Below are 12,133 nucleotides of genomic sequence, written 5' to 3'. Positions count from 1 at the left end.
GCTTATGAAGACATTACTAACATCGATGTGTATTAATCAATGGGGAGCAGGTCACTGGGGCTAGAGTATATTTCAGGAACAGCGACCAAAAAGATTTCAAAGCTACCTAAAACCCAGCAGGTGCAAATGCGTAACCTTTATGTAGCAATGTCTCGACCAACGAAATTATTATGCCTAGCAGCGAACGAAAACCGTGTTTCACAGGCTTTACGTGATGCTCTTGTGCTTAAAGGATGGCATATAGAAGATGTGACTTGAAAAGTTAGGCTCTTGAAGTCAATTTTATGGTTAAAGATCGTTGATTTTTCTTTAAAAAAAAGCGATTTTTAGTACTTTACTATGTGGGCAGGTAGGAGTTGGTATGGAATTTATGACTAGTACAATCCTCTCAGGAATCCTTTATGATGGTTTTGTCAAAGGGGTAAAAATTTCGACTGAGTTTTTGAAAGGAAAGTTACAGGGATGGCTATTCGATGATGAATTGATAGAAGAGTTGGCAAATAAGATAAATATGCTTGATTTAGATGAGTTAGGACAACATGCAATAAAAAAACGTATTGATAATAATCCAGAAATAATAAAATGCATGCAAAATATTAAGCAAGAACAATCAATTGGCATGGTTAATCAAAACCACTACGGTACTGGCGATAATGTCGCTGGAAACAAAGTTATCAATAATGGTAAATAATGGGAAAGCAAATCCATACAGGTTCTGGGGACAATGTTGGCAATAATAAAATTGTCAACATCATTAACAACATAGAACCAAAATATATTAAAGGGTTTATTGCTGATTTAATGCAGGATATTTCGCACAGAAAAGTATCTGATGCAGAAAAAAAGCTTGAGTCCATTGCAAACATAGATGGTGTAGACATAAATGTTAAATCATTATTAAATGCACTGAAGACTAAAGTAGCCCTCATACAAGAAGAAAAAGGCTTACAAAATCAAAAACAAGAACTTCAAAATCTTGTGCGAAATAAAGAATTAGATTACGACACTTTAGACGTTGCTTTTTCAATACTCTTACATTTTGAGTCCAAAATTCATCTAGATACAGCTAGGGATAGATATTTTTCTGCAGAGGTGAGTGGGCCTTATACGAATGAGGTTTTTTTTGAGTTCTTAGCAACTGCCGATGAGATAGTTGAAGCATGTAATAGTCAATGTAAATTTAATTTCTTAGAACAAGAGATACTAGGGTTAATTCGAGGTTCATTAAGAAACAACAATATCAATATTGCCTACGACCTTAGTCAATACTTAAATGAAAACTACCCTTCAATAAATTCAACTTTTTTCTTACTTCACTGTGAAACCCTTACCTTCTTAAACAATATTAAAAATAGACACATTCTTTCATTCAGTATATATGAAAAAAAACATGTTGATTACTTAATTAACACTCTCTTGGATAACTTTCCATCAGATATTTCTCGTTTTACATTGCCGTTAATAAACCAGCTTTATATTACTAATTTTACAAATATAAAACTGATAGAACTTGCAAAAAAAAATACTATTAATATAAAAAAAATCAGTCGTGAATGTGCAGAGATTATTACAAAAATTACTAGTAAAACTTTTGCAACAAATTCAGAGTTGAAATTGCCAGAAGAAATAAAAGACCTTGAGACATTCTCCATACTTAATGAATTGCTAACAAATGGCTCTTTTAATAAAAAGTCGCTTGCCGATTGGCGACATAATGGAGGGAAAATTAGTACTGACGATTCTTATATTAACTCATTATTAGAACTTCAAGTCTCTGTCTGGTTATGTACATCTCAAGATAAAAAGTCCATTATTGATTTAACCCAACAAGCTGAAGAATTCTTGTCTTTAGACATGAATCGATATAGGGGATTAAATCCTTCTAATTTAATGTTTTTATGCGAAAGATTTATGAGTTTAAATCTTCCTTTAATAGCAGTAAAGTATATAGAACCTATATTACCTGACGAGCCATGGCTATCTCCGCTACTTGAAAATTTACTGCAAGCACTATATTTAAGCGAGCAGAATGATCTTTTCTTTAAAAAACTAGCTTTATTTTCAGATGATGTTAAAAGCGAATCGGTATGGCTGTTAGAAGCTCAAGCTTATGAGCGTATACAGCAAGATGAAGAAGCAATTACTGCAGTCCAAAAAGCACTTAAAATTAATAATAAGAATGCTTATTCATGGGATCTGCTGCTATATTTGTATCAAAAGAATAAAGCCAGTAAAGTTGACCTGACTAAGTTAGTTGTGGGGATCCCTTGTGAGGTTTTTTATTCCTATCATGAAACCAAAATTCCTTTATTAAATAGCATAGCAAAATATGTAGACCCTAATATTGCAGAAGCTATTTTAGTCGACTGGTTTGTGGTAAATCCTAATCAACTGGCAAAATATCTAATAGATATACATCATAACTCTTTGATGAATCGTACCGATAAGAAAGACTTTATATATTTACCAAAATGTTGCATTAAGGGTATTGAATATACTGATGGGTTTAAAAAATATAATCGTATATTAGTAAGAGATGTAGAGACCGAACATCCTCTGTGTTTGAATGTTAATTCGCCTTTGGGTAGAATACTTGAAAAGTTGACTGTGGGCGAAACTGTCGAAGATCCTTACCTCGGGGAAATATCTCTTACTAGTGAAACTCCTGCATTTATTGCTGCATATCAAGCTGCAATAAAAATAAGGGATCAAAATAACGATGGGTCAGATCCGTTTAAATTGTTTGAATTACCTTCTAATGAAGAAGAATTTCTTCCATATTTCGAGAGGATTTTACGTCGTTACTCAAATAATAAGGCGACGCAAAATCCTTCTCTCCAAAATCCTCATATTCCATTGTGTATGAGAGGTGATTTTACACACCGTGGAGACTATTTCCGAGCTGCCTATTACCATTTAACTTCTTCGGACACGACACAATATGTAAAACTACATGATGAAGGTATCAATAGCCCAGATAAAGTTATTATTGATCTATATACATCTATTTATCTTTCGCTATTGGGATTTGTTTCTTTAATTGCTAAAAAAGGAATTACATTAATATTAACAAATTATACTAAGGATATTTTAGAGTACTGGATAAGAGATATTACGAGAGAAGATTATATCTCATTAGATGTTACTGAATTTGGCATGCAACGAATTACAGCAGCAGATATAAAGAAGAACTCTTATGACTTTATACAACAATTAAAGCTGTTAATTAATATTTCTCAAGAAGAAAGAATCAGGATTGTTGATACTCCTGAAAATCTTGTGAAAATTAAAGACATTATAGATCCCTCAACTTTTTCAACCATCCAACTTTCTCATGCTAATGATATCCCATGGTTAAGTATTGACCATTTATTATGTATATTAGCTCAGAAGTCTGATTTTCCTGTTGCGAATTTAAATGATTTTTTGAAAGGGCTTATAAATTCTTCAGAATTCAAAGAAAGAAAAGAAAGTATAATTGTTAGTCTTATTTGCGGGCTTCCTGTTCCTATTTTCTACAATGACATAATAATTTTAAGTGGATCAAATGAAAGGAAAGATATTTTTCTAACCGCAAAATTTATTGAGAAATATAAATGTCCAGGCAGAGAAACTGCAGAAAACATAAATTTTCTTTCTCAAATAACTAGAAATGTGATAGTCAAAGCATATCTGGATAGCGATATTTTAAAAGGTAGTCGAGCGTATAATCCTGTCTACGATGGCTATGAGGAATACGTGTTTAACACTTGTTGCAAAACGGCTATGCTATGCGTTGAGGGGAAGACTGCGGAAGAAAAAGTGGCATTGTTAATCTCTGAAACTGTGAAGCCGTTTTATAAGTTTCGACCCTTGCAAAAATTAGTTTTTGATTTGGCGACCTTATTTTCAGTTGGCCATTTCTTAAATATAGAGGTAATCAATATAGAGCTTGAGAGATTGCTATCATCAACTAATATTTCTGCTTAATTATTAAATGATCATCTAACTTAATCTTTATCGGCTCCCTCTAGTTATAGAGGGGGCATGTAAATCTGACATTTTTATTTGGTATAAATACTTTCATATTCTAATAGATATTTGCTAGTTGGACTGCGGCAGTTATAAACAATAATAGTGATTTTACCGTGATGACTAGTTTGTTTGTTAAGTACATGTTCTTAAAAAATGGAAAGATGTTTTTTAAAATCTATTTAAATATACAGCATTTGGTTATGAATAATTAATTTGGGTGTTTTTCTGATAGAAATTCTCTATTTTAATTGATCTTCATTATCTTTTGTTGTTTTTGAGTTCGTAGAAACGTGGTAGACTCCACTACATCAGTTAAAATTTTTATTTTATATTTAAAAATTATAAAGAGTTTGGAAAGGAGTTGTTATGAGTGAGCGTAAAGTAAGATTATTTTCCTTTTTTACTGTTATCTCATTTTTATTCGCATTCCGTGCCTGGGGGCTTTTTGAACGCTATCACATTTCTGAATTTACGATTCTAATGGCATTTATTTTGGCTTTATTTACTTACATAAAAATTTTAGAGCGCATTAATAATTTAGGCTCTTCGAATAAAATTATTACGACATTAAAATTAAATAGAATAATGTCCTTTTTAAGGAGGGGTAATGACCTTACTATTCTTGAAAGAAATGTTATCTTTTTTTCAGTCTATATTCCATGCATGTTGATCATGTATTTTCATTCAAATATATAATATCAAAAAATAAATTCTATTATCTATCTGAAGCAATGAAATCCGCTTCAGATAGATATTTAAAAAATTAACTTAGTAATGCAACTAAATATAGCCGAACGCTACATCGCTGTGCTTTGCGTTACTGGTAATATAATCTGCGTACCACTGCATCATCTCCCTACGCCCCTCCAAATACTGCGCATGGTTGTAAGTCCCACGTATCGCGTTCTTATCCACATGCGCTAGCTGCGTTTCTATCCACGCTGAGTTAAAGCCTTCTTCATGAAGAATGGTGCTCATCGTGTGGCGGAAACCATGCCCCGTCAGCCTTCCTTTATATCCCAACAACTCAATCACCTGATTAACGCTCTCTTTTGAGATCGGCTTTGTACGATCATTACGTCCGACAAATACCAGCGGGTATAGCCCCGTAATAGGCTTCAGTGACTCAAAAAGTGCGACAACCTGATCCGACATTGGAACGATGTGTGGACGTTTCATCTTCATCACTTCAGCAGGGATTTCCCACAGCCGTTTTTCAAAATTGATATCATCCCAACGGGCAAAACGTAATTCTTGAGTTCGTACCCCTGTAAGCATGATGATTTGAGTTGCAGTCTTAGTAATAACACTCCCGGTATAGCCTGCAAGATCTCTAAGAAAGTGAGGGAGCTCTTCGGCAGTCAGGAAAGGAAAATGTGTTTTCTTTGGTGTTGCGAGGGCTGTAGCGAGATCGGGTGCAGGATTGTATTCAGCGCGTCCGGTCACGATTGCATGACGGAATACTTCACCGCAGCGCTGTCTGACTTTGCGCATCTTCTCTAACGCGCCTCGTTTTTCCATTCGGCGAAGGGTTTCCAGCAATTCCATAGGCTTAATTTCAGCTATGGGGCGTTTACCTATGTAAGGAAAAATATCCTTTTCAAAAGTATCAATAATTTCATCCCGATAGCGCAATGACCAACGATCGGCTCTCAACTGATGCCATTCACGGGCAATAGCTTCGAATGTATTTTCATAATTAAGCTTTTGGGCAATTTTCTCTGCTTTCTTTAGTTCGCCGGGATCATTTCCTGCAGACAGTAGCTTTTTCGCAGCATCACGTTTTTCGCGAGCTTGGGCGAGAGAAACCTCGGGATAAACGCCGAAAGCAAGACGCTTTTCCTTACCTGCGAAGCGATACTTTAAACGCCAGTAACGTGAGCCGTTGGTAGTTACTTCAATGTAGAGGCCTCCACCATCAGATAGCTTATATGGCTTCTCTTTGGGCTTGGCTGTGTCGATTTGTCTGACTGTTAGCTTCATTGGGGGCATCTCAAAATGGGGCTATAAATCATGCCCCCCATTATGCCCCCAGAATACACTTGATTCTGGTAGAGACAGTAGACCTCGGGAGAACATAATCAGCTTTAATTGCGGGTATTATAGGGGATTTACTTGAGACAGTGGAGTTCAGTAGAGGCTAATTGGCGGAAGATCACAGGAGTCGAACCTGCCCGGGACCGCTGGCGGCCCCAACTGGATTTGAAGTCCAGCCACCTCACCGGAGATGACGATCTTCCGCGCCTGCATTGCTACATGGAGGCGGGGCGCATTATAGCTACTTTCATGCATTTACCACATACCCCCACCATAAATTTTCTCGTTGTGCGGGTGCTACAAACCCCTGTTTAAGATAAATCCTCATATTTTCCGATGGTTAGATTTTTTGCATCGTGAAAAGAACCACGATCACAGAAAAGAAGAATCGTAATCTGATAACCAGAAAACGCAATTTCCGCCTGGAAAATGATCGTTTACAACGTCTGAAGCCGCACTCCGCTTACTTTTCAGGCGTTAAGGAAACAAAAATGGACAGTCAGATTATTTCTGTAAAAGAAAAGATTGGCTACGGAATGGGTGATGCCGCCAGCCATATCGTTTTTGATAACGTAATGCTGTACATGATGTTTTTCTATACCGATATCTTCGGCATTCCTGCCGGTTTTGTTGGCACCATGTTCTTACTGGCGCGTGCGTTAGATGCCCTATCCGACCCATGCATGGGGCTGATTGCCGACCGCACGCGGAGCCGCTGGGGTAAGTTCCGCCCGTGGATTATCTTTGGCGCACTGCCGTTTGGCGTGGTCTGCGTACTTGCATACAGCACGCCGGATCTCAGCATGAGCGGTAAAATGCTCTATGCCGCTGTAACTTATACGTTACTCACTCTGCTTTACACCGTGGTGAATATTCCTTACTGCGCCCTTGGCGGGGTTATCACCAACGATCCGCAACAGCGTATCTCGCTGCAATCCTGGCGCTTTGTGCTGGCGACTGCAGGCGGCATGCTCTCTACCGTGCTGATGATGCCGCTGGTGAAACTGATTGGCGGCGAAGACAAAGTCGTCGGCTTCCAGGGCGGCATTGCAGTGCTCTCCGTTGTCGCCTTTATGATGCTGGCGTTCTGCTTCTTTACGACCAAAGAGCGTATTCAGGCTCCACCGAGCACCACCGCCATGCGTGAAGACCTGCGCGATATCTGGCAGAACGATCAATGGCGCATCGTCGGCTTGCTCACCATCCTGAATATCCTGGCGGTGTGCGTGCGCGGCGGGGCAATGATGTATTACGTCACCTGGATTATGGGCGATGCCGCCATCTTTACCGCTTTCCTTACGACTTACTGCGTTGGCAACTTGATCGGCAGCGCCCTTGCCAAACCGCTGACCGACTGGAAGTGCAAAGTCACCATTTTTTGGTGGACCAACGCCGCGCTTACCGTGCTCAGTGTGGCCATGTTCTTTGTACCGATCGAAGCCAGCATCACGATGTTTATCTTCATCTTCGTGATTGGGGTGCTACATCAGTTGGTCACGCCAATCCAGTGGGTGATGATGTCCGATACCGTTGATTACGGTGAATGGCGCAACGGTAAACGTCTCACCGGCATCAGTTTTGCGGGCACCTTGTTTGTGCTGAAACTCGGCCTTGCGCTGGGTGGTGCGTTGATTGGCTGGGCACTGGCGGGGGGTGGCTATAACGCCGCTGCACAAACCCAGAACAGCACCACCATTAGCATCATCATTGCGCTTTTCACGCTGGTTCCGGCGGTCTGCTACCTGCTCAGTGCCTTTATTGCCAAACGCTATTACACCCTCCGAACGCCATTCCTGACATCGATAATGGCGCAACTGGCGCGGGGTGAGCACCGCACGCAGTACGGGTCTGGCAACGTCTCAACACGGGAAGAATTACTGTAAGGAGTCATACATGAAAATCAGTGACGGTAACTGGTTGATACAGCCGGGGCTGACTTTAATCCAGCCCATTCAGGTGTTCGAGGTTGAACAACAGGGCAATGAGATGGTGGTATATGCCGCACCACGCGATGTGCGCGAGCGCACCTGGCAACTGGACACGCCTCTGTTTACATTGCGATTCTTCTCGCCGCAGGAAGGCGTTATTGGTGTGCGCCTTGAGCATTTTCAGGGCGCGATGGATAACGGCCCGCACTTCCCATTGAACCGTTCGCAGAACGTGAAGGTTGAGATACGTAATACCGAGGAGTTTGCCGAACTGCAAAGCGGCGTATTGAGCGTGCGCGTGGGCAAAGGCGAAAACTGGGCGCTTGATTTTCTGCGTAACGGCGTGCGGATTACCGGTAGCCAGTTAAAGAACAATGGCTATGTGCAGGATAACCACAGCGGTCGTAATTACGTGTTCGAAAGGCTGGATTTGGGCGTTGGCGAAACGGTTTATGGCCTTGGTGAGCGGTTTACCGCGCTGGTACGTAATGGCCAGATGGTGGAAACCTGGAATCGCGATGGCGGCACGAGCACTGAACAATCTTACAAGAATATTCCATTCTATCTCACCAACCGGGGCTACGGTGTGCTGGTCAATCACCCGCAAGCGGTGGAGTTTGAAATCGGCTCCGAGAAGGTGTCCAAAGTGCAGTTCAGCGTTGAGGGCGAGTACCTGGAGTACTTTGTGATTGATGGCCCGACACCGCAGGCTGTGTTGAACCGCTATACGCACTTTACCGGCCGTCCGGCGCTGCCTCCCGCCTGGTCTTTTGGCCTGTGGCTGACCACCTCGTTTACCACCGATTACGACGAAGCGACGGTGAACCGTTTTATCGATGGTATGGCAGAACGCCAGTTGCCGCTGCACGTGTTTCATTTCGACTGCTTCTGGATGAAGGCCTTTCAGTGGTGCGATTTTGAGTGGGACCCGGTGACGTTCCCCGATCCGCAAGGAATGATCGCGCGGCTGAAAGCACGCGGTCTGAAAGTCTGCGTCTGGATAAACCCCTATATCGGTCAGAAATCTCCGGTATTTCAGCAAGTAAAAGAGAAAGGCTACCTGTTAAAACGCGCTGATGGTTCGCTGTGGCAATGGGATAAGTGGCAGCCGGGGCTGGCGATTTACGACTTCACCAACCCGGAAGCCTGCCAGTGGTACGCCGATAAACTCAAAGGCCTGATGGCGATGGGGGTCGACTGTTTCAAGACCGACTTTGGCGAGCGCATACCGACCGATGTGGTATGGCATAACGGCGCGTGTCCGCAGAAGATGCACAACCACTATGCCTACATCTATAACGAACTGGTGTGGAAAGTGATGAAAGAAACAGTCGGCGAGCAGAATGCGGTGTTGTTTGCCCGTTCGGCCTCCGTTGGCGCGCAACAGTTCCCGGTGCACTGGGGCGGCGACTGTTACGCTAATTACGAATCGATGGCGGAAAGCCTGCGCGGTGGGCTCTCGATTGGTCTGTCTGGTTTTGGTTTCTGGAGTCACGATATCGGCGGGTTCGAAAATACCGCGCCTGCTCATGTTTATAAACGCTGGTGCGCGTTCGGTTTGCTTTCCAGCCATAGCCGGCTGCATGGCAGCAAATCTTACCGCGTGCCGTGGGCTTACGACGAAGAGTCCTGTGATGTGGTGCGTCACTTCACGCAACTGAAATGCCGCCTCATGCCGTACCTTTACCGCCAGGCCGTTGTGGCGCACGAGCGCGGCACACCGATGATGCGCGCCATGATGCTTTCCTTCCCGGACGATCCTGCCTGTGATTACCTCGACCGCCAGTACATGCTGGGCGATGCGCTGCTGGTGGCGCCAGTGTTTAGCGAGGCGGGTGACGTGCAGTTTTATCTGCCGGAAGGGCGCTGGACGCATCTGTGGCATAACGATGTACTGAAGGGTAGCCGTTGGCATAAACAGTGCCATGACCTGCTGAGTCTGCCGGTCTATGTGCGCGACAACACACTCCTGGCGATGGGCAATAACGATCAGCGCCCGGATTACGCCTGGCACGAAGGCACTGCCTTCCAGTTATTTGCGCTGGATGAAGGGCGTGAAGCGCTGTGCGAAGTTACAGACGCTAACGGTGTGGTGGTTTTTTGGCTGCGGGCGAGACGTGAAAACGGCGTGATTCGCGTTCAAGCTGAAGGTGAAAGCCGTAACTGGACGCTGTGTCTGCGCAATATTACACAGATAACCGGAGTGCAGGGGGCTACGCAGTCTGGAAGCGAACTGGGAGTGGTGATCATGCCGCAGGAAAGTAAGATTCAGATTACGCTGTGACCCTCCCCGCCCTGTTCTCCTCCCTGTGAGGCGAGAGGGCAGGGCGGGCGTGGGTTTCATCGCTCTTTTTTCAGGGGGGAAGGTTGAGGCGAAGATGATTGCGCAGGATCTGCCGGAGGAGGTGCAACTAAGCTACCGGAGACGACACCTGCGTGCATACTTTGTTTTATTTGCTGTTTTTGCGCGTTAATGACCTGCAGCTCACCGTTTACCGTTGGTTTCAGCGGCGTGTTTGCGCTGACATTGCCGCTGGCTGTCAGTTGCAGATTGCCATCACCGTTAATCGGCAGTGCTGGCCAGCCCCACTCTTGCAGAATATTGACCGGTACACCGCGGCCATTCAGACTGATGCGAACAGTGCGTTCCGGTGTTTGCGATGCGACGGCGGTGGCTTCCAGCAAACCCTGGCCGGTAAAGGCGCTCAGTTCGGTAATATTGACTGAACTGCTGTTGGCGTTAAGGGCCAACGACGGGCGGCGTACATCGACGCGATTAAACGTCCCGGCGGCGGCGTTCAGCTTCATGGTGCCACCCCAGACGCCCCACTGGCGATCGCGAGCCAGTTGCAAGTTATCACCGTAGCCATCCAGCGCGGTCAGTTGCCAGGGGAACGCGGGATCAATATCAATCACCAGGTTACGGCTGGCGCTGAATTTCTTTAGCATCACACTGTTGAGCCATGTCGGTAGTTCATCCATCCACAACTGTTTCCAGTTTTCCGGCAACGTATATTCCAGCCCGGCGAAGACGGCATCGTCCAGCACCAGGGCATGGCCCGCACGGTACCAGTTGCCGGAAGTGCGCACCATGCCATTTTCCCAGCGAGAGGTGAACTGCTGTAACGCAATCCCTTGCGGGGAAAACGTGGCATTGAGGATCGGATCGAACAGATGCAGCGAGCCGTAAATGAATTCGGACGCATTCATCGACAGCCTGCCATCTTCACTTTTCCAGTCGCCGCCTGCCAGCGTGAGGTTGCGCAAATTGAGGTCAAGATCGGTGACAGCCCATCCTGGTCCCTGCAGGCGCGCATCGGTAACATCGACGCGGCCAATCTGCAATGACGGCAATGTCAGCAGAGGGCGAAAGAAATCGAGCAGGGATTTGTCACTCTGCAGGCGGATATCGTTCAGACGCAGGTTATTCACCACCCAACTGCCGTCGGCATTGCGCTGCGCGTCGCCCGTCAACGAACCGCGGGCCATATCCGCGCCGATGGTGGTTAGCGTAACCACATCTTTATTAATACTGCCCTGAATTAATACATTACTGGCGGGAACACCGTTTAACGTCAGCGAACCGGCACTCATCTGGATCTGCGCTTTACTGCCGAGCACATTGCCAGCGACCGGCTGCCAGGGCGCGACGCCGCCTGTCACCCGTTGCGCACTGAGATCCCAGCCCGTGGCCGGGCTGTTAAAGGCCATATTACTGAGCTGCAGGCGATCAGCCTGGAAAGGTAGCGGCGCGGCGGCAGCAGAAAGGTTCAGGGTGCCGTCCTGGAGCAGGATGGCATCGGCATGCAGTGGATCAGTGAGCTGGCGGCTGCTGAGGCCGATGTCGACACGTTTCGCAACCAGTGTCGCCGGCTGACCTTTACGACCAAAATTAACACTTTTAAGCAGCACGTGAGAGGGGGAAGAGAAGCGGTGGTCCATCGCTTCAAAGGTCAGGTGATAGTCGCTATTTTCATTGACCCATTGACTGACCTGCGTCGCGCCCCAGCGGGTTTGTAGCAAAAAATAAGCGGCCACAATCGCCACCAGCAGGAGGGTAACGACGACAAGGAGCAGCTTTCCAATAAATTTCATGATCTTCCATCCCCCAAGTGTCAGTCAGGCAGTTTTGCATGATTTATGCGCAATGCTCA

7 protein-coding genes and 1 tRNA gene are annotated in these 12,133 nt (G+C 44.9%); 5 read left to right on the top strand and 3 right to left on the bottom strand.

The features are described 5' to 3' along the window. Positions 1-361: 361 nt before the first annotated feature. The 3 genes from RTX30_RS12520 to RTX30_RS12510 all read left to right on the top strand — a co-directional run bounded on the left by RTX30_RS12520 (position 362) and on the right by RTX30_RS12510 (position 4,710). Positions 362-691, top strand: coding sequence for a hypothetical protein (locus tag RTX30_RS12520; RefSeq protein ID WP_024552131.1), 330 nt, complete (start codon positions 362-364; stop codon positions 689-691). Next, on the top strand, positions 691-3,969 hold the full coding sequence (locus RTX30_RS12515) for a PIN domain-containing protein (RefSeq protein ID WP_312690202.1): 3,279 nt from the start codon (positions 691-693) through the stop codon (positions 3,967-3,969). Before RTX30_RS12520 ends, RTX30_RS12515 begins: the two co-directional genes overlap by 1 nt. Positions 3,970-4,380: 411 nt before the next feature. Then, the gene (locus RTX30_RS12510) at positions 4,381-4,710 is read left to right on the top strand and encodes a hypothetical protein (RefSeq protein WP_024552133.1); all 330 of its coding nucleotides are present in this window, start codon (positions 4,381-4,383) and stop codon (positions 4,708-4,710) included. 84 nt (positions 4,711-4,794) lie between these two features. On the opposite strand, the gene RTX30_RS12505 is transcribed toward RTX30_RS12510, so the two are convergent. After that, entirely contained in the window at positions 4,795-5,997 is a 1,203-nt protein-coding gene (locus tag RTX30_RS12505) for a phage integrase central domain-containing protein (RefSeq protein ID WP_024552134.1), read from the bottom strand. A gap of 162 nt (positions 5,998-6,159) precedes the next feature. Then, positions 6,160-6,254: transfer RNA gene (locus RTX30_RS12500), tRNA-Sec, on the bottom strand. 288 nt (positions 6,255-6,542) lie between these two features. On the opposite strand from RTX30_RS12500, the gene RTX30_RS12495 reads away from it, so the two are divergent. Continuing rightward, positions 6,543-7,934: a glycoside-pentoside-hexuronide family transporter gene (locus RTX30_RS12495; RefSeq protein WP_312690194.1), complete on the top strand. Its 1,392-nt coding sequence runs from the start codon at positions 6,543-6,545 to the stop codon at positions 7,932-7,934. Positions 7,935-7,944: 10 nt separating this feature from the next. Further along, positions 7,945-10,263, top strand: a complete 2,319-nt coding sequence (yicI, locus tag RTX30_RS12490; protein ID WP_312690192.1) for an alpha-xylosidase — start codon at positions 7,945-7,947, stop codon at positions 10,261-10,263. 56 nt (positions 10,264-10,319) lie between these two features. Here the strand turns inward: yicI and RTX30_RS12485 are convergent, their stop codons facing one another. Then, positions 10,320-12,074 carry an AsmA family protein gene (locus RTX30_RS12485; protein ID WP_312690190.1) on the bottom strand — a complete coding sequence of 585 codons (1,755 nt, stop codon included), beginning with the start codon at positions 12,072-12,074 and terminating at the stop codon, positions 10,320-10,322. Between the last annotated feature and the right edge of the window lie 59 nt (positions 12,075-12,133).

Source organism: Kosakonia sp. (assembly GCF_032052965.1).
In the GTDB taxonomy this organism is placed as follows: domain Bacteria; phylum Pseudomonadota; class Gammaproteobacteria; order Enterobacterales; family Enterobacteriaceae; genus Kosakonia.
Note: the sequence above shows the minus strand (reverse complement) of the source record. Positions and strands in the feature narration are given on the sequence as shown.

What these genes read in the sequence shown, in the direction of transcription:
- RTX30_RS12520 (WP_024552131.1), top strand. Translation starts at nt 362, where the DNA reads ATGGAATTTATGACTAGTACAATCCTCTCAGGAATCCTTTATGATGGT.
- RTX30_RS12515 (WP_312690202.1), top strand. Translation starts at nt 691, where the DNA reads ATGGGAAAGCAAATCCATACAGGTTCTGGGGACAATGTTGGCAATAAT.
- RTX30_RS12510 (WP_024552133.1), top strand. Translation starts at nt 4,381, where the DNA reads ATGAGTGAGCGTAAAGTAAGATTATTTTCCTTTTTTACTGTTATCTCA.
- RTX30_RS12505 (WP_024552134.1), bottom strand. Translation starts at nt 5,997, where the DNA reads ATGAAGCTAACAGTCAGACAAATCGACACAGCCAAGCCCAAAGAGAAG.
- RTX30_RS12495 (WP_312690194.1), top strand. Translation starts at nt 6,543, where the DNA reads ATGGACAGTCAGATTATTTCTGTAAAAGAAAAGATTGGCTACGGAATG.
- yicI (WP_312690192.1), top strand. Translation starts at nt 7,945, where the DNA reads ATGAAAATCAGTGACGGTAACTGGTTGATACAGCCGGGGCTGACTTTA.
- RTX30_RS12485 (WP_312690190.1), bottom strand. Translation starts at nt 12,074, where the DNA reads ATGAAATTTATTGGAAAGCTGCTCCTTGTCGTCGTTACCCTCCTGCTG.